This is a genomic window from Paenibacillus sp. 4624 (assembly GCF_050435065.1).
Taxonomy (GTDB): Bacteria; Bacillota; Bacilli; order Paenibacillales; family Paenibacillaceae; genus Paenibacillus; species Paenibacillus amylolyticus_D.
In genome coordinates this window covers 585,676-610,173 of the sequence record NZ_JBNDJR010000001.1, presented here as the reverse complement: position 1 = coordinate 610,173, position 24,498 = coordinate 585,676, and the positions used below count along the sequence as shown (strand labels likewise).

Genomic DNA, 24,498 nt, shown 5'->3' with positions numbered 1-24,498 from the left:
TATAAAGATCAATATAATCTAAATAGATACTTACAGGGATATAACCTTGTGTTCTCCCCGGAAGTCAGTAGATGCTTGAATCAGTTCCTCGATCCAGTCGGTTCCATAACGATTCAGGTAAAAGAGTGCATTATGTACTCGTTCCTGGGGTTTGCCCATTGGGAACAGAGCATTTTGAATACCGTTCCAATGCCTCAAACTCACTTGATGTTTATCTTCAATAGCCTTGCGAGTCTGACGTTCCAAATACTGAATCTGTTCGTTCATTTTGGCTAAATTCGCTTCACCGATCCGGTTCAATCCTGGATGCACTTCTGCAACCTGATCCAGCAGCGGACGATAAAGCGCCATAAATTGCTCACGGATCTGTGTGAACTGCTCGTCAACCTGGAATGTTTCCTGCTGAGCCAGCCACTGTGCTTTCTTTTCTTCCAATTGGTTCTGTACATCCTGGAAAGAAAGTCCGTATTGTTTCATATATTTGCACTGCACATCCTCCATAATTGTGAAGGAAAGGCGTGGAAGTAATATCGGCATTTGTAGCCCAAAAGTACGGAACGCTTCGCGAGTCAGTCCCCAATATGCAATTTCTCCATGCCCTAAAATAACTGCCGCCACAGGCAGCAATGAATCTTGCATTAAAGGTCGGGTGAGCACATTGTTACTGAAACGCTCAGGATGATCTGCTAATTCTTGTAACAAACGTTCCTCCGTAAAAGACACCAGCCCTTTTCGATCTTGATACAGGTTATCTTTCAGCGTTAATAACAAGCGGGTGCCTTCATGAATATAAAAGAGATTGGCCCCATCTTCAGCTACTTCTGCTGGCATAGCATAACCAGCTTGTTCTACAAGCGATGCTCCTTGTAAATAGGCTTCACGCAACGAATCATTCTTCCGAATTAAACGCTCGAATATGGGCTTCTCTAACTTACGCAATTCAGGATCAGCAGCATCCATGAGTACCAGTCCAGTGCCTGCAAACAAAGCTGATATCATTCGCGCAAACGCATCACTTAGATTCGTAGTGGACTGATGGATTTCTGTAACCAGCTTTATTAACTCCGGCTTATGAATGGTATCAGGCAACAATTGTTCTACCTGCTGCAGTACCGTCCTCCACTGTTCCCACTTCACTTCCACACGACTTACCGAATCTCTGCCTTTAAAATGTCCTTGCAGTTTGACTTTGTGAATCTGTCCTTGCGTATCAGGTAAATGCGTATGATTTACCTCATCCCAGTCATGGTCTTCGCCCGCAATCCAGAACACAGGAATAACTGGACGTTTCAATTGCTGTTCTGCTTCACGCGCAGCTGCGACCACACTAGCCGCCTTGTATATCACAAACAATGGTCCAGTGAACAAGCCGCTCTGTTGTCCCCCAGTAACGACGAGTGCATTCTCTTCAACAAGGCGGGTAATTGAAGCATGAACCTTGTCATGATCATTTACTCGCTTATTATATAAACGTAAATACGCCGCCAGTTCACGACGGTCAACACGTGTATGCTCCGATTGTTTCAGCCATTCAGCACGCGCGTGGAGGCCATCTTCCCAGCGAATGTTATATTCGTAAAGGCTTCGCGCAGCATCTGTCATACAGATATAATCCTCTGCAAGCTTTGATCCGCTGCGGAGCGCCTCGGTGATCCCTTTCATGAGGTCTGCCTCCTATTCTGCTTCTAAAGAGCCTTCCTTGATTGTACCGAATTCAGTAGCTCTTCGTCAAAGCAAAGTCATAAATAATATAAAAAAAACCGCCGATTTAAATCGGCGGTTATGATGTATATAATAGCATATTCGTTTTCGAAACTATTATACGTAAGGTTCTGACACCCAGTGCCCTTTGGAAACCTCAATCAATTGAGCATTTTCCAAATTATACGGATCATTTTTAGGACCGCCCGATGCATTTTGAATTGGGCCAGATTGTTCTTCCGGCAACAAAATGCGGCGTTTATTCGCTTCTACTTCCGGATCTGGAACAGGGATCGCAGAAAGCAATGTTTTGGTGTATGGATGAATTGGATTCGCGTACAGCTCTTCACTCTCAGCCAATTCTACCACTTTACCCATATACATAACAGCAACACGGTCACTGATATGTTTCACCATGGACAAGTCATGGGCGATAAAGAGGTACGTCAATCCAAGGCGTTGCTGCAATTCCTCAAGCAATTTAACAACCTGAGCCTGAATGGATACATCCAGTGCAGAAAGCGGCTCATCACAGATGATAAATTTAGGGTCAACAGCAAGTGCACGCGCAATCCCGATCCGCTGTCTTTGTCCACCGGAAAATTCATGCGGATAACGCAAAGCATGACTTGGGTTAAGACCTACGAGGTCTAATAGCTCCTCTACCCGTCTCTTGCGCTCTTTAGAACTTGTTGCCAGCCCGTGAATATCCAAAGACTCTCCGATAATATCCATAACGTTAAAACGCGGATTCAGTGAGGCATATGGATCTTGGAAAATCATCTGCATGTCTTTACGCATTTCTTTCATCTTGCGCGGAGACAATTTGTAAATGTCTGTACCATTGAAGTTAACACTTCCGCCCGTTGGTTCATAAAGGCGCAGAATAGTGCGTCCAGTCGTCGATTTCCCGCAACCTGACTCACCTACAACACCAAGTGTTTCTCCTTCAAAGATGTCGAAGCTCACATCGTTTACAGCTTTAAGGATATTACCTTTGCCAAGGTTAAAGTATTGTTTCAGGTTTTTCACTTGAACCAAAGGCTTGTTACTTCCTTTGACAATACCTGCCGGAGTTGGCTTTTCTTTTTTCGGCTCGTCCAGACGCGGGAGAGCATTCAACAATTTAATCGTGTAAGGATGCTGTGGGTTACTGAAGATTTCAGCCGTTGTCCCTGTTTCTACAACTTCGCCTTCCTTCATAACAACTACACGGTCACACATGCCCGCTACAACACCAAGATCATGAGTAATCAGCATAATGGATGTTCCAAGCTTTTTCTGCATGTCTTTCATGACATCCAGAATTTGAGCCTGAATGGTAACGTCGAGTGCTGTTGTCGGCTCATCCGCAATCAGCAAAGACGGACGACAAGCAAGTGCAATTGCAATCATCGCACGCTGACGCATACCACCAGAGAATTGGTGCGGATAATGATTCATGCGAATCGCTGCATTTTTGATTCCTACAAGTTCAAGCATCTCAAGAGCAGCTTTGTTCGCTGCCTGCTTGGACATATTTTGGTGTTTACGCAATACTTCCGTAATCTGTTTACCAATTTTAATTGTAGGATTCAAGGAAGTCATTGGATCCTGGAAGATCATACCGATATCTTTACCACGAATAGATTCCATTTGTTTATCTGTCTTATTTAGCAAATCCTGCCCGTGAAACGTAATTTCTCCGCTCTTAACCTTCGAAGGCGGGGAAGGGATCAATTTCATGATCGTCTGGGCGGTAACACTCTTACCACTACCGGATTCACCTACGATCCCTAGCGTTTCTCCTCTGCCAATTTCGAAACTCACATTTTTAACGGCATCAAATTCACCCGAGCGCGTCGAAAACGATACACTTAAGTCTTTGACTGTTAAAATCGGCTCCATAATCCCACCTCCTCTTTCTATTTACGTAATTTCGGATCAAGTGCGTCGCGCAGCCCATCACCGAGCAAATTAAATGCAAGCATTGTAACAACCATCAAACCAGCCGGGAACCACATCCGCCATGGATACAGCGTCCAGCCCGTAAGTGCATCGTTAATCATGGATCCAAGGGAAGATCTTGGTGCAGATACACCCAGACCGAGGAAACTCAGGAATGCCTCAGCAAAAATCGCATTTGGAATGGACAATGTCAATGTAACGATAATCGGCCCAACTGCATTTGGCAACAAGTGGCGGAACAATTGACGTCCAGTACTTGCCCCCATCGATCTTGCAGCAAGGATAAAGTCTCTATTTTTCAGTTGCATAATCTCACCACGTACAATCCAGGACATACTAATCCAGCCTGTAATAGTGAGCGCAATAATAATCGTTGTAAGACTTGGCTCCAAAACAACCAGCAACAGGATAACAACCAGCATGTAAGGCAATGAGTACAAAATCTCGGAGAACTTATTCATAATCCCATCAACTCGTCCACCGTAGAAACCCATGATCGCACCATAGATGACCCCGATCACAAGGTCAATCAACGCCGCAGCCAGACCTACTGTCAAGGAGACACGCGCGCCTACCCATGTTCTTACCCATACATCGCGGCCCAGATCATCTGTACCAAACCAGTGATCCGCACTTGGAGCAGCGTTCGAATTAAGCAAATCATTGGAATAATAATTGTACTTCGTAAACAAAGAAGTTGGTCCAATTATAGCAAACAGTACAACAAGCACCAGCACACCCAGGCTAATCATTGCCGCTTTATTGGTTGCCAGTCTGTACATTGCGTCTCTAAAAAGGGAAATACTCTCTTGCGGCTTTACCGCTGCCTGACTGTTCAGGTCAGTGTTCGCCGTTCCATTATTGTTATTATTCATGCCAGACAACGTTATGCCCCCTTCCGGCTTTCCAGCTTAATTCTAGGATCAACCAATACGTAAGCGATATCTGTAAGGAAACGCGCTAACATTAGGAGAATACCATAGAAAATAGTAATTCCCATGATCATAGTGTAATCCCGGTTCGTAATACTTTCGACAAATACTTTGCCAATTCCACCAATGTTAAAGATCTGCTCAATGACAACAGAACCTGTAATAATGTTAGCGGTCATTGGTCCTACATACGTAACAACAGGCAAAATACCGTTCCGTACAACGTGCTTAAACATGATGGCAGGCCATTTCAAACCTTTGGCTTTCGCCGTTTTGATATAGTCTGCATGTAAAACTTCCAGCATGCTTGAACGCGTTAGACGTGCGATAAAAGCAATCGGTGATGCGGACAGAGCAGCAACAGGCAGAACATAGTCAAGCGGCCCATCAAAGCCCATAACGTTAAACCAGCCTAGTTTAAACGCAAACACATACTGTAATAAGGATGCGAGCAAGAAACTCGGTACAGCGATCCCTATGACAGCAAGCACCATAGTTACATCATCAATCAGTTTACGGTGATATACTGCTGCAAGCAGACCAAGCAATACCCCTACAATGATAGAGATGATGATTGCAAAGATACCTAGCTTCAACGAAGCTGTAAATGTTTCACCAATCATGTCAGAGACATCCCGGTTTAGATACTTCATTGAAACTCCGAAGTCTCCTTTAACAATCCCACCCATGTACTTCAGGTATTGTTCATACATCGGTTTGTTCAGACCGTACTTTTCTTCGAGGAGAACCCGAATTTCAGGTGAGACTTTTTTCTCCGATGTAAAAGGGTCACCAGGAATGGCCTTCATCAGGAAGAAAGTCATCGATGCGAGTATGAAAAGCGATAGCAGCATAAATAGCAGTTTTTTCAAAACGTACTTAACCAACCCTTGCACACCTCCACAAACAATATTTTGTATACAAATCGATTGTAGAATCAGACCACAATAAAGTCCAATCCATTTATCGGAAATTTCAAGAATTATAAGGAAAATCAGTGCACATACAAAAAAATCGGGATATATATGGAATTCCACATATATATCCCGAAGCAATCATATTAGACTTCAGAACAACTTACTTCTCTTCCAGATATGCACGAGTGAAGTCAATCGCTCCACTGAAATCAAGTTGTACACCTTTCAGGTAAGGCTTAGTCAAAGATACGTTAGTGTAGTAGTAGATAGGCATTACAGCCATTTCATCTTGAACCAAAATTTTCTCAGCATCAGCAAAAGCAGTCATACGTGCTGCTGCATCAGCTGTTTTCACAGTGTCTTTTACATCTTTATCATACTGCTCGTTGCTGAATTTAGAGTCGTTGTTTGTGTTGCCAGTAGTCCACATTTCCAAGAAGTTGTACGGATCATTATAGTCAGCAGACCAGCCCGCACGAGCGATTTGGAAGTTTTGATTTTGGCGGTTCTCAAGGAATACGCCCCACTCTTGGTTTTCAGTTTTCACATCAACACCAAGGTTCTTTTTCCACATATCAGCAATAGCCAAAGCAATTTTAGCGTGATTGTCACTTGTGTTGTAGATCAAAGTGACTGTTGGCAATGTAGTATAGCCTTCTTCTTTCATACCTTCAGCAAGCAACGCTTTAGCTTCATCCACATTTTCAGTGAAGTAGTCGTCTTTGTGCTCGTCGCGGAATTCGCCGTTTTCACCACGGATACCTGGAGGAACGAATCCGAATGCTGGAATTTGTCCACCTTGTGTTACTTTATCAACAATCAGTTGACGTTGAATAGCCATTGCAAATGCTTTACGGATTTTAACATTGTTGAATGGTGCTTCATTTACGTTGAACTGATAGTAGTACGTACTTGCGATACCCGTAGCTTTGAACTCGTTTGGCAATTCAGCCTTCAAAGAAGGAATTTGGTCCGTAGGAACCTCACCGTTAGGTGCACCAGTATAGTCCAGTTGTCCTGATTTGTAAGCTTGCAGTTCGGAAGCACTACTGCTTGTCAGAGACATATCGATTTGAGTCAATTTGATATCAGAAGCTGCATGGTAGCCTTCGTTTTTCTTCACTACAATTTTTTGACCTTTAGAATATTGATCCATTACAAACGGACCGTTAACGATCATGTTTTTATAGTCTGTGAAGAATTTGTCATTCGTATCAGCAGATTTGTGTACTGGATAGTACGTGTAGAATGCTGTCAGACCCAAGAAGTAAGGCGTTGGGTTTTCCAATGTAACTTCAAGTGTGTGCTCATCATTAGCTTTCACACCCACTTGGGAGAAATCAGTGATTTTAGTACCTTTGTAGTCTTTATCTTTGCTCATGTTGAAACCTTCAGCACCCTTGATGTAGTACAATTGGTATGCATAAGGAGAAGCTGTTTCCGGTTTCAAAGCACGTTCCCAAGAACGAACGAAATCTTCAGCAGTAATAGGATCTCCATTGCTCCATTTTGCATCTGGGTTCAGGTTGAACACATATTTCAAACCATCTTCAGAAACTGTCCAGTCTTTAGCAACACCAGCGGCTTCTTTGCCGTTTTCGTCAATGCGTACCAGACCTTCGTACAAAAATTTCAAAACCGTGTTCGTTTGGCTGTCTTTTGCTTGAGCCGGGTCAAACGTAGGAGGTTCAGCCGTTAAGTTAATTTTCAAAACTTGATCTTTGGCAAGACCTTTTTCTCCGCTTGCAGAATTGTTATCTGTTGTGGTACCTGTGCCTTCATTTTTCGATCCGCACGCTGCAAGTACGGTACCGAACGCCAAGATCAGCGTCAAAAGGACTAATAGACTTTTCCTTTTCATCTAACTTTTCCCCCTAAATTGATGTGGTTTATGTTTATAGATTATACAACCACCGGTCAAAAAAATCTACATTACTTTTTCAGAAAGTAATGTTTTTTTCAGTTTTCGACAAAATCGACACATCTTTTCGAGATTTCGCGTTATGTAACCTCACATTTGATTCATAATGTATCTAAATAATCCAAATAAAGTAAACAAAATATAACCAAAACTCATCATTACAAACGACATGCGCCATACGGCCCGGAACATTCTTCCCCCATCAACCTTTCCTTTTAGTCGATTTTGCGCACCCCCGATAAAACCAAGCGCTATTAGTATGAGTATTAATGTCAGATAAAAACCAAAATTCGAATCAAATGTTAAGTTGAATAACGCAGACACGGAGAAAATAAGGAAAAATGTAGTGACATCCATAGCTGCTCGCAGTGCAGTCGACTTATCTTTCTTCCATACCATCATGCCCCAATACATGAGTAAAAAAGGAAAAAAGGGCAATATACTCAATACGATGAAAAATCCCATTAACTCACCCCTTCTGATTGCATACCTTGGATCAAATGAAAAAGCATTTCATGTGTAGGTACCTTCAGATTGAACTCCTTTGCCATTCTTATGATTGATCCGTTAATTGATTCAACCTCTGTTATGCGTTTATGTAGTACATCTGCCAGCATGGAGGACGTATTCGAAGCAGTGTCGCGGCATACCCCCTGAATCTGATCCCACAAATCTCCTTCCAATTGCACGTTCATAGCTCCATACACGGTCATTGCCTCATCATACAACTGGCGCATAATGCTAACTCGTTCCTTCATGTGAAGCAATTCACCATTGGGGATTCTCCATATTGCCGTAAGCGGGTTGATCACCGCATTAATGAGCAGTTTTCTGTATATCAGCTTATCGATTTCATTCGACACTGTACAGTCAAATCCTGCCTGTTGCACAACCCTGGCTAAAGTAAATATTTGTTGTTCATCTATTATTCCCACGTTTGTTTTCGTCAAACTCTTGCTCAGGCCCAGAAGTGTTTTTCCATCGCCGGCCCGGTTCACCTCACCTTTGGTACGTTTAGCCCCTTCAGTTGTAATCGCACTACACAGCAATGCATTTGGCAAAGCAGCCTGTAGCTTCTCCAGATGACCAAGACCATTTTGATAACAAGCAATCTTTAATGGCTGCCGTGTCTCTAACGTTAACGTTGCTGTCTGTTCAATAAAATGATCAATATGAGTTTGCTTCACAGTGAGTAGTATCCAGTCTCCAGGCTCCTTGTTCCAATGATTCTCCAGTTGCGATGCCGGGTAAGCCCGAATCTCGTTGGGCCTAATGTGAATTTCTTTCTCCTTCTCAGTAATCGTAATCCCTTCTCGCTTAAGCTCATCGGCCTGTACTGATGTTCTAGTCCAAAAACGTACACTTTCACCTGATGCTTGCAACTTCCCTCCATATAAAAGTCCTAGCGAGCCTGCTCCTACTACATCTATAATCATCTGATCCCCCTGTTCTGGTCATGTTACTGTACCATTTGAATCAATCCGAAAAATCTTCTTCTATAATAGAACAAAATGCACACAACTAAAAACCCGTCATACCAACCGTATAATTACGGAGGTTTGGCGGGTAAATATTACAAGGTTACTTTTACTTTTGAATATAGCTACTCAATCCGTTCCAAGTTTCCGTTGGCATCCATTTTGAACCTTGTCTTGAGTTCTTCTTCTTCTTCAGATAAAAAGGCAAGCCTGCGTGCACGATCCATAATTTGGATCAATGCTTTGTAATCATCGTTCACCACGCGATAATCGGTTTGAACCTCATTAACTTCCTTGGACAACCTGTCGTTCTCACAACGTAATTCATGCAGTTCGTCTTCCTTCTCACGCAATTCCTTTTCAAGCATTTTAAGCTGACGATTACTCTCCTGTGCAGTTCCTTTCCACTGCCTTAGGAAACGGATGACTGCATCCATAGATAAGGATTCATCCGACACACCCTCCGTCTTGAAAACACCTTCCTCAGCGTCTAATGTTGCCAGTGCAGCAACCTGTGGACCAAGCATTGCCGGCTGTTTTCTTAGATAGCTCCGCTTCTGCCTTTGTGCTTTAGCATTGCTAATCGCAGATTCATACTTTTTACGCACACAGCTGTTCCAACGGAACCCACAGGCAGCCGAAGTTCTGCCTATTTTTTCGCCCACTTCTTCAAAAGCGGCTAGCTGCGTACTGCCTTCCCGAATATGACGCAATGTAACCTCCGCCAAAATCAAATCATCCTCTGTGCTCCAAGCATCCTGTCTCACTGCAGTCATGCTATAATACCCTCCTAACACCATCCTGAAATAACCGTCCCCATAACCGGTAACCCGTTATGTGAATTAGGTATAAAAGTTGCTTTACTCAATCTTATGCCTCTCATAGAGTTCATAGAATTGATTTCATACTAAAATGTATTTCCACATTCAGGTCCCCTCATACGTGATTAATATAATTCTGCATACTTTTAATCTAAAGCGTATTAAAAAAAGAATTCGCTTTCATACCCAAATTTGTTTACACGTTTTTCCTTTGTCGGTATAATATTATGTAGACAATCTATGAACGTACATAAGAGAGGAGGATTTACCGTGGCACGCATGTTTCGGGTACTCGGGTTCTTCACGCTTGCGATTGGCCTGATGGCTTTTGCAGGAGATTTAGTCGAAATGGCTTTACTGTTCTTCCTGCAGACTGCGTTTTTTGTTCTTTTGGGATACTTGAAGTTTACAGAACGTACGTACATATTGCTCTTCTGGGGTTATATGATCGTGACGTTCACAGGGTTCAGCTACTGGACTGTATTTCAAATGGGACTGCCGCTCTAATCCGCCAGCAGCATCAAAGCAATCCGGCTCTTGTCGGATTGTTTTTTTGTTTTTAAGATTACATATGAAGATATAATGGTATGTAACCATTAAGGATATTTTTCGTACGGATTTCATATATTGTTTGGAAGAGTACTCATCTGCAGGATTTTACAAGGATTAAAGAAAGGAGAATGATTGTGAAGCATCGATATGGCCTAATCGCCATCTTGTACATTATCATATTGTTCGTGCAGTCCGCCTCATCATACGTTTATGGAGAAACTTCACCCGAAGAGACGCAAGCCATTCTGCAAAAGACATTATCTATTGTAGAGATTGATCATGAAATTAAACGTATAACTGAACAGCAGACACAATTAGCCAAGCAACATGAGACACTAACTGCCCAACTGCTGCAACAGAAAAAGGAAATACATATCCAGCAAGACCGCGCCGGAGCTGTTGTAAGGTCCTACTACACGGGAGAGCGTGACAGCCTGCTCATGACAGTACTTGGAGCAAGATCATTTAAAGATTTGTTTGTTCTATATGACTACTATCAAATCATCATTGGTAAAGATCAAGCCGTTTTGGACAAGTATCAGACCCGCTACAATCAACTGCAGCATACGTCTGATCAAATCCGCCAAACCTCTATAGAGCTCACCGAGATGAAAACCAATCTCGAGAACCAGCGAACAAGGGTAGCCTCACTGCAAAAAGAAGTGGATAAGCAAATAACCGCCAGCGGTGACGCGGCAGCTATCCAAAAATTAATGAATGAATTAACGTTGTATTGGGAAAACGTCGGCATATACGAGGTAAAACGTTATTTCAAGGCATTGGCGTCAGCCATGCAAAACTTGCCCGATTTTGTGCAAAAGCAAAACGGAGCCATTTCTACTACGGGCACAACGTATACCATCCGCATTGGTCAGGACGAATTAAATGCGTTTTTACGCTCACAAAATGAAATTTTTGAAGATTTTGCGTTCACATTTGATCAGGATAAAATTACAGCTTCGGGTAAGCGTGATCAATTACAATTAAGCATTGAAGGACACTATACGGTCGAGAACGAACCGCAAAATTCCATTCGTTTTCATGTGGATAAGCTGGTGTTCAATCAGCTTGAACTGCCTGATACAACACGCAGCATGTTGGAGAAAGAGTTCGATCTCGGTTTTTATCCGCAAAAAATACTGTCCTTTGTCAAAGCTACGGATGTTTCCACAGATGAAGGGGTTTTGGAAGTGAAATTAGCGATTTCATTTTAGGGGTTAACCGTTTTTCTAATGCTGCTCACATACTGGGCAGCACTGATCTCCCCTTCGAGAACCTGTTGCACTCGTTTTTGAAAACGATCGATCATCGTTTTGTTTTCAATCGATTGCACCGGAGACTCTTTGGCGAACCATGATTGGTTTAAAGCCATATTATACCGACTCTCAACATCCCCAACTTCCTTCTCACTCTCTTGTTTTCTTGCAGGCAAACGTTTGGTTTGTTTATACCACTTTTTCTGCGTTACTGCAGAAGACATGCCTTCAATCCAACGACTCGCTGCATCCGTTTCCACAGCTCCTGCTGTAATAACCAGACTTCTGGATTCTACCGCCCGCAAAGCCTGCAAAGAGACAGGTGAAGAAAATGTCCCCCGACCTTTGGCAGCTTCATCTGCATGTAAAATACGAGATAATGTAGATACAAACATCGGGGTTGGCACCTTATCATCCGAAGCAGCTAATACTGGATCTACAGACATGGTTATAATATGGGGTTGGAGCTCGCCGAGTAAGCTGATCCCCTGTTGAAATTCATTTGTCATAGAGGTACGCTGCATTCTTAGAATCTGGTCGGGACTCATTCCTGGCGGCAAGTAACTCAACCACGCACTCGCTTCGTAAATATCATCTATATTCAACGAAATCAAAGGTGCGCTCTTTGTTTGAGATTCCTTGATTAACTTAGACCATTGCTCCCTATTCTGTGGAAAGCCCTGCAACCCAGCCTCATTCAAATATGAGGGTATTACTCCCATCACATAAGGATCTACATCAAAGGGCATTGCCCATTGATATCCGTTCCACTCTGTTATTCCTCGTAACTCAGCAACTGAATCGCCAAGAGCTTTGGAAAGCGTTGTCGCATTTAAAGGAAGCAAATAACCTTTTTTGGCATAATGTTGAACTTGGTCACTATCCAATAAAATAATATCTCCGTTCTCCCCCAAGGAAAACTCCTGATCGAGCACCTCTATATACTCATCCGGTTCCACATTGCGGAGATTAATCTCAACGTAAATAGAAGCCGCTACTTCTTTAGCCACTTTTTGAAAAGACTCAAACTCGGCTTTGGACATGGATACCATTACATCGAGAGGTGCACTTGTATTTTGATTACGGGATGAAACACCCGTGTATGTATCTTTCTCTTGATTTCGTCCCTGATTATGCTGCGAACCTCTAAAATCAAAGCTAGGTGAAAGGATTGTTAGCGAAAGCAGTAAAACTGCAAATAAAACAACCTGATGTCTACGCTTCATTCACTCTCCCCCTTGAAATAACTTATTTTATATTTTCTCGCAACCATTATTGTAACAAATATGTAGTGCTCTTGTCCTACCCTGCCAAAAAACACTTTTCTTGTATTTTGCATATTAAGAGCATATACAGTTCTGTATAACATTTGATTTTAATTTTTTCAGCAAAAAAAGCCGACTTCAAAAGTCGGCTTGTGCTTTAAATCATTTTCCGGGAAATAAATCCAACTTTGTAACGATCGAGAGCTTGTTACAACAAGTCTGCCGCAAGCTGTGCCAGCTTGGAACGTTCTCCTTTTTCAAGCATAATATGCCCACTGATTCCCTCTTGTTTGAAACGTTCGACAATGTAGGTCAATCCGTTGCTTGCGGAATCCAGGTAAGGGTGGTCAATCTGCTCAGGGTCACCCATCAAAATAATTTTACTACCTTCACCCACCCGGGATACTATTGTTTTCACTTCATGACGAGACAAGTTCTGTGCTTCATCGATAATGATGAATTGACCGGGAATCGATCTTCCGCGGATATAGGTCAGTGCTTCAACTTGAATGCTGCCGAGACCCATCAGTATTTTGTCTATATCTCCAGCCTTTTTTGTATCAAATAAAAATTCAAGATTATCATAGATGGGTTGCATCCAAGGACGAAGCTTTTCTTCCTTCTCTCCTGGCAAATACCCGATATCCTTGCCCATCGGCACGACGGGACGCGCGATCAGCAGTTTTTTGTATTTGTGATCATCCTCTACTTTCAGCAATCCTGCTGCCAAGGCGAGCAGTGTTTTACCTGTACCCGCTTTGCCAGTTATCGTCACAAGCGGAATATCGTCGTTCAACAGAAGCTCCAATGCCATCCGTTGTTGTGCATTTCGGGCGCTAATCCCCCAGACATTATCATTACTGAGGAACAATGGCTCCAGCTTTGTACCTTCGGTATTCACTTTAAGCAAAGCGGATTTGTTCGTACCCATCTCATCCTTCAGAATGACAAATTCATTCGGATAGAGTGAATAAGACAGTTGTAACGGTTTGATCGGCAAGAAACGATATGTGTAAAACTCATCAATGACAGACGGGTGAACTTTCAGCGCTGTATATCCAGGGTACAACTCGCTAAGTCCAGCAGTCCGATCCGATAAGTAATCCTGTGTGATCAGTCCAAGTACGTCCGCCTTGATCCGTACCAGAACGTCTTTACTAACAAGAACAACTTGTCGCTCCACCACTTCTTTTTCATTCTCTTCAATCTGATAATTCAGCGCGACGGCCAAGATTCGATTGTCATTGGACACTTCCCCGAACATTTCCTGAACTCTCACAAAACTGCGGTGATTAAGCTCAACTTTTAGATTGCCTCCATTCGCAAGAGGTACGCCACTGTGCAAGTGACCCAGTTCCCTGAGTCCATCCAGCAGTCTGGACACATTGCGTGCGTTACGGCCGATCTCATCGGCATTTCTTTTTTTGGAGTCAATCTCCTCCAGTACAACCGCGGGAATGATTACCTCATGTTCTTCAAAGGCAAATATGGCATTGGGGTCATGCAGAAGCACGTTGGTATCCAATACAAAAATCTTTTTCATTCAATCCCCTCCAAAGCGGCGTCGTTAAAGGCATGGGCTGGAACGTGTTCTCGGGAATGACGAAGTTGCTCTTACGAGCCTTCCGTTTCCCCTCATTCCCGAGTTCATCTTGATCATGTGATCTTCAGCAGCGGCATGGACAATCATGCTCCCATACATAAATGTATTCGACTAGGGCAAAATAATTGTCAACCATTCTGAAAAACTCCAAGAAAGGATGAACATTTATGAAAATGGGGATATGCACGCTGCTTCTAATCTTTGTTCTTACTGGCTGTAATACTTCTACACGTAACGCTTCACAGGAACCGCATGAGATGCATCCAAGAAGTTACGGAGGAAACATAACCACACAGCAAGAAGATCGAATGAATCCTTCACGCTTAGATCACTTCAACGAAAATACAGGCGAGGTACATGATCTCAATGTTGCGGATGATACAGAAATGGGCCGAATGACAAATAAAAAACGAGTGAGTCACCTCAAAGCACTTGCCAAGCAAGTTGAAGGTGTGCAAGATGCTAACTGCGTTATACTCGGCAACACAGCGGTTGTCGGCATTGATGTCGATGGTGATCTCGAACGGGCACGCGTTGGTACGATTAAATACGCCGTTGCAGAAGCTTTGCGCAAAGACCCGGAAGGTGTGGATTCCATCGTAACCGCCGATGCTGATGTCACGGAGCGTATCAAAGAAATTGGTGAGCATATCCGTAAAGGCCATCCAATTTCCGGTTTTGCTTCAGAACTTGCCGATATGGTTGGGCGCATCATTCCACAGCTTCCGAAAGACGTCAAAGTTCGCCAAAACCCGGATGAACCTGCTCAGGATCAGTACATGCAACAACACACATCGGAAAAAAGACAACAAAAAGCCCAGTGATCTCTCACTAGGCTTTTTTCATTGCCGCAAAGACTTGCTCATCAAGCTTCTCTGCGGCACGTTGGTCGTATATTTTGACAAATTGAGGCACAGAGGACAGTTGAGCACCATAGAACAGGGCATTCCTCACCGCTTCAATCCGAATGTCGAAACAGCACATATTAAAGGGTACGTCTTGCAATGGATCTTGTCGCACGGAAGCACGTCCATTGACTGCATACACCATCTCTTCGCCAAAAACAGTAATCGTAATCAGCGGATTGTGTATCATATTATTTACCAGACGGGAACGATGATCAATCGCCAAACGAAAAGTCGATGCATTTTCAGCATAAATCCAGGAGATTGCTGTAGAAGTCGGACCTCCAGATTCGACATCAACGGTGTTAAGAAGCACAAAAGTCTCGTCTTTAAACTGCTGTAAAAGAGAATCTGTTAACTGTGTGACGGCTTCGGACATTCAACCAGCCCCCTAACCTTCTTTATGCAATTCTCATCTTGGTTGATGTTATTATAGCACACCGCGAACCGAGCTTCCAATCCCCAAAACGTAAGCTATTCTTTGGGGGTTGATGCCGTCACTTTACCTGAAAGTGTATCTTGCAGCGCCTGTTTGGCATTGGCCAATTCTGTCTCATTAATATATACATAAGGACTTCTCCACTCCCCCGTAACCGGAGTAAAGTGTACATTTTCGGTGGAAATATTCCAATAAGTCGCTATAAAGTTTTTCATTTGTTCGGATTCCACATCCGTAGTCATGTTTTTATCTACCGCACTAATCACTTTGCCAATCTTGGTGATTCCGCCAAGCGATTTCATCTGATCCAGCATAGCATTCATTACTTGGCTCTGGCGTTTATTGCGATCAAAATCATTGGACTCGGCCGTCTTTGGCTTACAGTTGGACTTACGATAGCGAACAAAGTCAAGCGCCTCTTTTCCGTCCAAATGCTGGGCTCCTGCCTTCAAATTAATATCCGTATTGTCAGCCGTATCTCGGTAACACATGTTTTTATCAACCGTAACATCAACTCCACCGACGGCGTTTATCGCATCACGGAAAGCCTGAAAATTCAGAACCGTTGTATAGTTGATATCCACACCGAGGTACTTTTCCATCATTTCTTTCATCTGATCCTCTGCCTTTTTGCCAGAGGTCTTTTCTTGTGTTTTGAATCGTGGATAATAAGCATTTAGTTTGTTCGACTTGTAGCCGCCCAGCTGAATACGCGTATCACGAGGTAAGGATACTACCGTTGCAGTCTTCGTATTCGGATTAAGTGCAGCAACCATCACAACATCGGATAAAAACGTACCCGTTTCGGGACGATTATCTGTACCTAACAGCAACATCGTCAGTGGTTTGGTTGTAGCCGACATGCCTGGAGGAACGGGTTTATCAATCCCCGTATTCGCAACTTGGTTGTATAGCCAGTACACATATCCCCCACCGACCAAAATACCGATCACAAGCAGACTGAGAAACACCCTGATGAATCCGCGCATACGCTTCTTCTTCTTCGGCGGCTTTCCCTTATTGCTTTTGTTGCCTGAATTGCTAGGTGAATTCGAAGCTTGTCTTCGTGGAGGCAATCCGTTTGAATTTGAATTCATGTTCTCAACACCTTTATCACATCTGTTTGGTCTACATAAAACACAACCGCTTTCCCAAGGGAAAACGGATGTGTTTATGCATAGACAGCATTATGAGTTTCGAGCGGAAGCTTCCGCTTTTTTCTTTTGACGACCTTCAACGAAATAACGCACGCGCACTAACAGCATCAGACCAACAGCTACCAGCAAACATTGAATGATGGGCAACTTATCGATCTGAAAAATAAGAAGCATGAACGTACCCATCGCCATCAAGATATATAACACAATTTCCTTACCGATTGGCAATTTCTGACGAACCCGAAAGACCTTGTTATACACGTAAGTAATCAGTACAAAGATGACGATATAGGCGATGATCGGGTGTGATGCAAACCATGCTTGCATGTTAAGGCATCTCCTTTCATGATCATGCTGTACAAAATTCAAGCATTGGCGGGACTTTACTGCTGCACAATGAGATTCTTCGTCGCTCGTTCGACCGTTCCGAGATCGGATCGTTCTTTTGATCGCTGTTGTCCCCGAATTTCTATGAACACTCTATCAAGTGTTGAAATTCGGGGACAAGGGCGAGCGCTTCGCTTCTGCAGAATCGATTCCTCTCCCTCCACTACAAGTGGCGAGAGACAGGAATCGTTCCATCGTGCAATAGGGTCCCTTCAAACATTGACTTTTGTATCTCTTAGGGTAGTGGGTGTTACGCGTTATTTTGAGCCATTTTGCGTTGTTTTTCTGCACGCTCACGCTCGGATTTGTTCAAAAGCTTCTTACGAAGACGAATGGATTTCGGCGTGATTTCACAGTACTCATCATCGTTCAAATATTCAAGCGCTTGTTCCAACGAGAAAATAATCGGCGTTTTAATTTTAACCGTATCATCTTTACCGGAAGAACGAACGTTAGTCAGTTGTTTTTCTTTACAGATGTTAACAACGATATCATTGTCACGTGTATGCTCACCAACAATCATACCTTCGTAAATTTCTGTTCCAGGCTCAAGGAAGAGCGTACCACGATCCTCAACACCCATCATTCCGTAGAACGTAGATGTGCCCGTTTCCGTTGAGATCAGTACACCTTGGTGACGTCCACCCACTTGACCGGATACGACTGGAGCATAGCTGTCAAATGCATGGTTCATTACGCCATAACCACGAGTCAATGTGAGGAAGTTCGTGCTATATCCAATCAGACCACGTGCAGGAATCAGGAACTCCAGACGTACTTGACCGCTACCATTGTTGATCATGTTAACCATCTCTGCTTTACGTGCGCCTAGGCTCTCCATAACGGAACCCATGCTTTCTTCAGGGATGTCAATCAACAAGCGCTCAACAGGCTCCATTTTCTTACCGTCAACTTCTTTGATGATAACTTCCGGTTTGGATACTTGAAGCTCATATCCTTCACGACGCATATTTTCAATCAGGATACCGAGGTGAAGTTCACCACGTCCGGAAACGATAAATGCATCTGGGCTCTCTGTTTCTTCAACACGAAGAGATACGTCGGTTTCTAATTCTTTTAACAAACGCTCGCGCAGTTTACGGGAAGTTACCCATTTACCTTCGCGGCCTGCGAATGGACTGTTGTTTACGAGGAATGTCATTTGCAGTGTTGGCTCATCAATTTTCAGAACCGGCAAAGCTTCAGGGTTGTTCGGATCAGCAATCGTTTCACCGATGTTGATATCCTTAATACCTGCGATCGCAACGATGTCACCTGCGCCGGCTTCCTCTGTCTCTACACGTTTCAGACCTTGGAAACCGAACAGTTTCTCGATACGAGCTGTTTTGCTTTTGCCATCACGCATAATAACAGTAACGGATTGGCCTTGACGGATCACACCGCGGTTTACACGACCGATAGCGATACGTCCAAGGTATTCATTGTAGTCCATCAGCGTAACGAGGAATTGCAGTGGCTCTTCAACGTTCTCTGTTGGATGAGGGATATGACTTACGATGGTATCGTAGATCGCCATCATGTTGTCATCTTGTTTGGCAGGATCGTCTTCCATGCTGGATGTTCCGTTCAATGCGGAAGCATATACAACAGGGAATTCGAGTTGTTGATCGTTGGCACCCAGTTCGATGAACAGGTCAAGTACTTCATCAATAACCTCAGCCGGACGAGCCGCTGGACGGTCAATTTTGTTTACAATTACGATTGGAGTCAGGTTGTGCTCCAGCGCTTTACGAAGTACGAACTTCGTTTGTGGCATACAGCCCTCATAAGCATCAACAACGAGCAATACGCCGTCAACCATTTTCATGATACGTTCTACTTCACCACCGAAGTCGGCGTGTCCAGGTGTATCTACAATGTTAATCAGATAATCTTTATACGTTATAGCCGTGTTTTTGGCCAAAATCGTAATACCGCGTTCACGCTCCAAATCGTTGGAGTCCATTGCGCGCTCCTGTACAGTCTCGTGGTCACGGAATGTACCGGATTGCTGGAGCAACTTGTCGACTAGTGTCGTTTTCCCGTGGTCGACGTGGGCAATAATCGCAATATTGCGAATGTGTTCTCTTGAATGCATGGTTTGTATCCATATCCTTTCCAATTTCAATTCTTATCTACTAAACTTCCCGCAAAATCGCAGGTTACTCACAAAATAAGCGTCGGTGATAACCCGACGCATGTCTATATCCCTTATATTATAGTTTATCGTAGGTAAAAATCAAGATATTTCGCTCGAAACTCCATAGGTTAAGACAGGAGATGTTTACCATCCCTTACCTCGCCCTATACGCCCTCGCCCAGCAAGCAACCAGACTCCACCCAAGATGAGCAGAACAGCGAGTACATAAATGATCCCTGTCTGTAGCAGCGTAAACGCCAGCAATACGATGGAAACCGCCCCGATAATTAGGGCAGCAGGATAGACAAATTCGGGTCTTCGCCGCTCAACTGCACCGTATCCAAGCAAGCCGACAGCAATTGCAAGCAACAGGATTGGCCACAAATTTCTCATGAGTCCAGCCCCCCATATATTCGTTATACTGAACAGTACACCATATACTGTGAGAACTCCCGCAGGCACTAACGACCAGGACGGCGTCATCCGGGCATAAAACAACGCATAAAGAGCAATACCTGGCAGTAATAGCAACAGTGGCCAGAAATTTCGACCGATAAACCCAAACACCCCTAATTTGCCGAGCAAAATGACAAGACCAGCAACTACAATAAATAGTCCGATTGCTCTTTCATTCTTCATTATAATCACCTCTGGTTTTTGTTAATTATGTAATTTCTAAACTGTGCTGATTCCCGGCACTGAACACCTTTTGAATTGCAAAAGCGAGCTATAACCTGATGTTAACAGTGTATCTGATGTTTCCACAAAAAACTATACTGATGTCGAAAATGAGTCGTCCTAGCTCAGGTAAAATAAACATAACGCCTCCAACCTTAATCTGTATTCCCCTTAGAGACACCATATATAATATTATAGCAGCTTACGACACAAAGATTACTTTCCCTCCTTAATGCTCTATCCTCTACACCTTTATCGTTCACATGCGAAAAAAACGCAGACTCTTCTTGGCGGAACTCCTCAGGAAGATTTAAAAACAGAAAAGGTATCCCTTATGGGACACCTCTCAAACAAAAATTATTCCAACCCATGTTGACATCTACGCATTCCGTCGAACAAATCTGTGTGCCCCTCCCGCTGCTATAACCAGACAAGCCAGAGCTGCTGGCAACATCGCATGAGCTTGTGCTGCCATTCCACCTAGCCAGTCCCCCAGCTTCGGATCTCTCATTAACATTTCTCCTGCGGTAAACGCCAGTATACCTGAACCCGCAAACACCAAAATCGGAAACCGTTTAAGCAGACCCACAATGATGCCGCTGCCCCACACTACAATAGGAATACTAATTGCAATCCCGATGACGATTAGTGCCAGATCTCCGTCCGCCAAAGCAGCTATCGCTAATACATTATCCAGACTCATCACGAAATCAGCAACCAGAATCGTCTGAATCGCTTTCCATGTTGTAGATGCATTACGGATATGTACTTCATCGTCGTTTTGAAGCAACAGCTTCAGCGCGATCCAGAACAATAGCAAACCGCCTGCCGCCTGAATAAAAGGGATCCCCAGCAACAGTACAGCTGCGAAAGTAAGTACGCAACGTAGAAGTACTGCACCAAGTGCGCCCCACCACACCGCTTTTTTACGTTGAGCCGGAGGTAAATCTTTGCTAGCCATTGCAATGACAACCGCGTTATCTCCACTCAACACCAGATTGATCATTAAAATTTGCGTTAATAACCATAGTGTATCCATCTCCTCATCCCCCCACTCTAACTTGTATGTGAAAGATGTACATGCTATTCTTAGTGTTTGAAGAATATATAAGGAGTGACATATCGCATGGAGCTGTTTAGTCCAACATTCTGGCTGTCCTTGTTGAATGTTGTTTTTATTGATCTGATCCTGGCTGGCGATAATGCCATCGTCATTGGTCTTGCAGCCAGAAATCTCCATTCTTCTGTGCAAAAAAAGGCGATCCTGTTCGGCACTGGCGGTGCACTTCTCATCCGAATTGCAGCTACCGTCGTTGTATTATGGTTGCTCAAAGTGCCTTGGCTCTTGCTTGTAGGAGGCTTGCTTCTGGTCTGGATTGCCTATAAACTGCTGGCTGATCAGGGAGAGGAGCACAATGACATTCAAGCAGATACTTCCCTCTGGGCCGCTGTTCGTACAATCATTATTGCAGATGCAGCCATGGGACTAGACAATGTGATTGCCGTAGCGGGGGCTGCACAGCAACATCTAGTACTTGTTATCCTCGGATTGCTGATTAGTGTCCCGATTATCGTTTGGGGCAGCACCTTATTTATCAAACTGATTAACCACTTTCCCTGGATTATCTATCTTGGCGCCGTTGTACTAGGTTATACTGCTGCCAATATGATTACTGAAGAAAAACGGATTATGCCTTTTTTCACGGAGCATCCGGCACTCCGCTTCCTGTTCATCGTTGTAGTGATTGGAGGCGTTGTCTTTGCGGGTTACCGTAAACGAACCACAAGTAGGAAAGCTCACCAACGTTCCTATTCATAGACGAGTCAGGGATATGGAAGCAATACAAGCAATGCATTTACGAGATAACGTCTCACAAAAAAGAACAGGACCGAACCCTTCTTACATGGGTTAGTCCTGTTCTTTTTGTGTTCTATTTACATTTCATTTGTTATGTCTACCTCTAATGTAGTATGCCTACAGATAGCAATCACAATTAAAACCAGTCATCCTTCATTTCACTGTTCTCTGGCTGCCCCGTCAATACTGAAGCTTCCCCGGCATACAAAGTTATTGTTTCTGTCTGTTCTACCGCTTGATCCAGCCATTCCGGCAGATGGCTCATCGTTGCTTCGATTTTGTCCACAATCCGCAGATTCGGATTGGTTGATGGTGATTTTGGAACAAACAATGTACAGCAATCCTCATAAGGCAGAATGGAGATGTCATAGGTACCAATCTGTTTGGAAAGTGAAACAATCTCCTGTTTGTCCATCATGACCAGTGGTCTCAGTAGAGGCAGGTCTGTAGCGCGTCCGATGACATTCATGCTCGGAAGGGTTTGGCTTGCCACCTGACCCAGACTATCACCAGTAATGAGCGCCAGTGCACGTTCGCGTTCTGCCAGCTTGGTGGCAATTCGTAGCATGGAACGCCGCATTAATGTAATAATCAGATTATCCTGGCCCAACTGAGTGAATGCGGTCTGAATCTCCGTAAATGGAACCAAATGTAATTTGATTGAACCGGCATGATCTGCAAGTGCACGTGCAAGATCAATCACCTTTTCTTTGGCCCGCTGACTGGTAAAAGGATAACTATAAAAATGCACACACTCGACTTCAAGCCCCCGGCGCATGGAAGACCATGCGGCTACAGGACTGTCTATCCCCCCGGATAAAAGAACCATTGCCCTGCCATTTGTTCCAAGCGGGAACCCACCTGCGGCAGGAATGACTTCACTGAAAATATAAGTGCCTTGTTCGCGGATTTCTACACGCAGCTCGATATCAGGGTCACGAACATCGACCTTCAACTGTTGAAATTTGCGTAAAATCGGTGAACCAACCAAATGGTTTGTTTCATGAGAAGAATGCGGGAAGACCTTCCACACTCGACGTGCGTTTACCTTGAAGGTCGTGACTTCGCCGAATTCTTGAGCTCGTTCATCCATAAAAGCAACCGCTGTTTGCACAATTTCTTCAATCTCGGAAGGCGTTACTTTCACAGGACTGATGGACGCCACACCAAATACACGTTTGAGCACGGGAATAAGCTGTGTGTGGGATTCACCGCCAAGATCCACGTAGACTCGGCCATATTCTTTACGCAGACTTGCACCCGGATAAGGCTTAAGCAGTGCCTTAACTTGAGTGATGATGGTTTTCTCAAATCGCGCACGATTTTTTCCTTTTAACATAAACTCTCCAAAACGGAGAAGAAGCATATCATAATTCAACATTTAATTTACATCCGCCTTTCGAGTGGCCGTAATTGTGCCACCATCTGATGCAGCGCCTTTTCCAACATGGCTGCATCCTCTTCTGTATGTTCATCACCAAAACTAATTCGCAATCCCCCAGAGGCACAGGCAACATCTCTTCCCATGGCAAGCAGCACCCGGCTTGGTTCAGCCGAACGGGAGGAGCATGCAGACTGGGTGGACACCGTGCATCCAAATTGCTCTAGGGTATGCAGTGCTACTTCTGCTTTCATAGCAGGATAGGAAAAATGCACAATATGTGGCGCTCCGTCTTGTGTACTGTTGAGCTCGAGCTCTGGGATAGAAGCAATCGTCTTCATCACCCGGTCTCGGAGTAAGCGGATGCGACTCGAAAAATCAATTTGTCTTTCCGTTGCGATCCGCATCGCCTTGGCCATGCCCACAATCAGAGCCGTATTCTCTGTTCCTGCCCTGAGCCCATGCTCCTGCGAACCACCAGATAGAAGAGGTGTAAGCTCTACGCCACTTCTCACATAGAGGAGCCCGGCACCTTTCGGCCCACGGACTTTATGAGCCGACAAACTGTACAGATCAGCTTTCCATTTGGCTGGTGCAACGTGCACTTTTCCGAACCCCTGAACACCGTCCACATGAAAAAGGACTCGCGGTGCGTTTTTTTTAAGCAGATTACCAATCTCTTCTACCGGGTGAATCGCACCCGTCTCATTGTTTACATGCATCAGACTAACAAGCACGGTATCCGAACGAACAGCTTTAACTACCTGCTCAGCAGTAACGACACCTGTTGAATCTACAGGGATAAAGGTTACGTCCCATCCCCATTGCTGTAACTGCAACACACTTTCATACACAGATGCGTGCTCCGTTGCTGTCGTTATAATATGTTTTCCCCGTGAGCTATACCGAAGAGCAGCCCCCTTGATCGCAAGATTATTACTCTCCGTTGCTCCGGATGTAAATACGATTTCATCTGCTTTTACACCGATTGCAGCAGCACAGCCTGTCCGCGCTCGGCGTAGTAATTGATCTGCACGTTCACCGTATCCATGAATCGACGACGCATTTCCGAACTGTGTTTCCATAATTTCCGTCATTGTGCGAACCACATCTGGATATGGAGGAGTCGTTGCCGCATAATCAAAATATTTCAAAACGAG

Annotated in this window: 22 protein-coding genes; 4 read left to right on the top strand and 18 right to left on the bottom strand. The window is 44.1% G+C overall.

Going from position 1 to position 24,498, the window contains the following annotated elements; translation table 11 throughout:
* Positions 1 to 30: 30 nt before the first annotated feature.
* The 8 genes from bshC to ABIE27_RS02720 form a co-directional block, all read right to left on the bottom strand.
* Positions 31 to 1,662, bottom strand: a complete 1,632-nt coding sequence (gene bshC, locus ABIE27_RS02755; protein WP_123062536.1) for a bacillithiol biosynthesis cysteine-adding enzyme BshC — start codon at positions 1,660 to 1,662, stop codon at positions 31 to 33.
* A 156-nt stretch (positions 1,663 to 1,818) separates the two neighbouring features.
* Entirely contained in the window at positions 1,819 to 3,588 is a 1,770-nt protein-coding gene (locus tag ABIE27_RS02750) for an ABC transporter ATP-binding protein (RefSeq protein ID WP_123062537.1), read from the bottom strand.
* A gap of 17 nt (positions 3,589 to 3,605) precedes the next feature.
* Positions 3,606 to 4,523 carry an ABC transporter permease gene (locus tag ABIE27_RS02745; protein ID WP_240036646.1) on the bottom strand — a complete coding sequence of 306 codons (918 nt, stop codon included), beginning with the start codon at positions 4,521 to 4,523 and terminating at the stop codon, positions 3,606 to 3,608.
* Between the two features lie 11 nt (positions 4,524 to 4,534).
* On the bottom strand, positions 4,535 to 5,467 hold the full coding sequence (locus tag ABIE27_RS02740; RefSeq protein WP_123062539.1) for an ABC transporter permease: 933 nt from the start codon (positions 5,465 to 5,467) through the stop codon (positions 4,535 to 4,537).
* A gap of 190 nt (positions 5,468 to 5,657) precedes the next feature.
* Positions 5,658 to 7,358: a peptide ABC transporter substrate-binding protein gene (locus ABIE27_RS02735; RefSeq protein ID WP_123062540.1), complete on the bottom strand. Its 1,701-nt coding sequence runs from the start codon at positions 7,356 to 7,358 to the stop codon at positions 5,658 to 5,660.
* A 150-nt stretch (positions 7,359 to 7,508) separates the two neighbouring features.
* Positions 7,509 to 7,883, bottom strand: a complete 375-nt coding sequence (locus tag ABIE27_RS02730) for a DUF3397 domain-containing protein (RefSeq protein WP_123062541.1) — start codon at positions 7,881 to 7,883, stop codon at positions 7,509 to 7,511.
* Positions 7,883 to 8,854 (bottom strand): ketopantoate reductase family protein, encoded by a 972-nt coding sequence (locus ABIE27_RS02725; protein ID WP_123062542.1) that lies wholly within the window; start codon positions 8,852 to 8,854, stop codon positions 7,883 to 7,885. The genes ABIE27_RS02730 and ABIE27_RS02725 overlap by 1 nt, the downstream gene beginning before the upstream one ends.
* 167 nt (positions 8,855 to 9,021) lie before the next feature.
* Positions 9,022 to 9,672 (bottom strand): RsfA family transcriptional regulator, encoded by a 651-nt coding sequence (locus ABIE27_RS02720; RefSeq protein WP_123062543.1) that lies wholly within the window; start codon positions 9,670 to 9,672, stop codon positions 9,022 to 9,024.
* 315 nt (positions 9,673 to 9,987) lie between these two features.
* Between ABIE27_RS02720 and ABIE27_RS02715 the strand changes: the two genes are divergently transcribed.
* The gene (locus tag ABIE27_RS02715) at positions 9,988 to 10,224 is read left to right on the top strand and encodes a DUF2626 domain-containing protein (protein WP_090923772.1); all 237 of its coding nucleotides are present in this window, start codon (positions 9,988 to 9,990) and stop codon (positions 10,222 to 10,224) included.
* A 179-nt stretch (positions 10,225 to 10,403) separates the two neighbouring features.
* Complete coding sequence (locus ABIE27_RS02710) at positions 10,404 to 11,483, top strand: hypothetical protein (protein WP_123062544.1); 1,080 nt, start codon at positions 10,404 to 10,406, stop codon at positions 11,481 to 11,483.
* Here ABIE27_RS02710 and ABIE27_RS02705 read toward each other — a convergent pair.
* Together ABIE27_RS02705 and ABIE27_RS02700 are read right to left on the bottom strand one after the other, a co-directional pair.
* Positions 11,480 to 12,751, bottom strand: coding sequence for an extracellular solute-binding protein (locus ABIE27_RS02705; RefSeq protein ID WP_429349871.1), 1,272 nt, complete (start codon positions 12,749 to 12,751; stop codon positions 11,480 to 11,482). The genes ABIE27_RS02710 and ABIE27_RS02705 overlap by 4 nt on opposite strands.
* A 247-nt stretch (positions 12,752 to 12,998) precedes the next feature.
* Entirely contained in the window at positions 12,999 to 14,333 is a 1,335-nt protein-coding gene (locus tag ABIE27_RS02700; RefSeq protein ID WP_123062546.1) for a PhoH family protein, read from the bottom strand.
* 227 nt (positions 14,334 to 14,560) lie between these two features.
* Between ABIE27_RS02700 and ABIE27_RS02695 the strand changes: the two genes are divergently transcribed.
* On the top strand, positions 14,561 to 15,217 hold the full coding sequence (locus ABIE27_RS02695) for a YhcN/YlaJ family sporulation lipoprotein (RefSeq protein WP_154957771.1): 657 nt from the start codon (positions 14,561 to 14,563) through the stop codon (positions 15,215 to 15,217).
* Positions 15,218 to 15,224: 7 nt separating this feature from the next.
* Here ABIE27_RS02695 and ABIE27_RS02690 read toward each other — a convergent pair whose 3' ends face one another.
* The 6 genes from ABIE27_RS02690 to ABIE27_RS02665 form a co-directional block, all read right to left on the bottom strand.
* A complete protein-coding gene (locus tag ABIE27_RS02690) occupies positions 15,225 to 15,677 on the bottom strand; it encodes a pyridoxamine 5'-phosphate oxidase family protein (protein ID WP_123062548.1) in 453 nt (150 codons plus the stop codon).
* Positions 15,678 to 15,772: 95 nt separating this feature from the next.
* Entirely contained in the window at positions 15,773 to 16,834 is a 1,062-nt protein-coding gene (locus ABIE27_RS02685) for an LCP family protein (RefSeq protein WP_123062549.1), read from the bottom strand.
* A 90-nt stretch (positions 16,835 to 16,924) separates the two neighbouring features.
* Positions 16,925 to 17,221 carry a YlaH-like family protein gene (locus ABIE27_RS02680; protein WP_090923778.1) on the bottom strand — a complete coding sequence of 99 codons (297 nt, stop codon included), beginning with the start codon at positions 17,219 to 17,221 and terminating at the stop codon, positions 16,925 to 16,927.
* A 310-nt stretch (positions 17,222 to 17,531) separates the two neighbouring features.
* The gene (typA, locus tag ABIE27_RS02675; RefSeq protein WP_090923779.1) at positions 17,532 to 19,379 is read right to left on the bottom strand and encodes a translational GTPase TypA; all 1,848 of its coding nucleotides are present in this window, start codon (positions 19,377 to 19,379) and stop codon (positions 17,532 to 17,534) included.
* A gap of 186 nt (positions 19,380 to 19,565) precedes the next feature.
* Positions 19,566 to 20,060: a LiaF transmembrane domain-containing protein gene (locus ABIE27_RS02670; RefSeq protein ID WP_429349870.1), complete on the bottom strand. Its 495-nt coding sequence runs from the start codon at positions 20,058 to 20,060 to the stop codon at positions 19,566 to 19,568.
* Positions 20,061 to 20,478: 418 nt separating this feature from the next.
* Positions 20,479 to 21,138 (bottom strand): TerC family protein, encoded by a 660-nt coding sequence (locus tag ABIE27_RS02665; protein ID WP_429349869.1) that lies wholly within the window; start codon positions 21,136 to 21,138, stop codon positions 20,479 to 20,481.
* Positions 21,139 to 21,225: 87 nt separating this feature from the next.
* Between ABIE27_RS02665 and ABIE27_RS02660 the strand changes: the two genes are divergently transcribed.
* Positions 21,226 to 21,918 carry a TerC family protein gene (locus tag ABIE27_RS02660; protein ID WP_123062551.1) on the top strand — a complete coding sequence of 231 codons (693 nt, stop codon included), beginning with the start codon at positions 21,226 to 21,228 and terminating at the stop codon, positions 21,916 to 21,918.
* 175 nt (positions 21,919 to 22,093) lie between these two features.
* On the opposite strand, the gene thiI is transcribed toward ABIE27_RS02660, so the two are convergent.
* Both thiI and ABIE27_RS02650 read right to left on the bottom strand, forming a co-directional pair.
* A complete protein-coding gene (thiI, locus tag ABIE27_RS02655; protein ID WP_123062861.1) occupies positions 22,094 to 23,335 on the bottom strand; it encodes a tRNA uracil 4-sulfurtransferase ThiI in 1,242 nt (413 codons plus the stop codon).
* An 8-nt stretch (positions 23,336 to 23,343) separates the two neighbouring features.
* Positions 23,344 to 24,492, bottom strand: coding sequence for a cysteine desulfurase family protein (locus tag ABIE27_RS02650; RefSeq protein ID WP_429349868.1), 1,149 nt, complete (start codon positions 24,490 to 24,492; stop codon positions 23,344 to 23,346).
* Between the last annotated feature and the right edge of the window lie 6 nt (positions 24,493 to 24,498).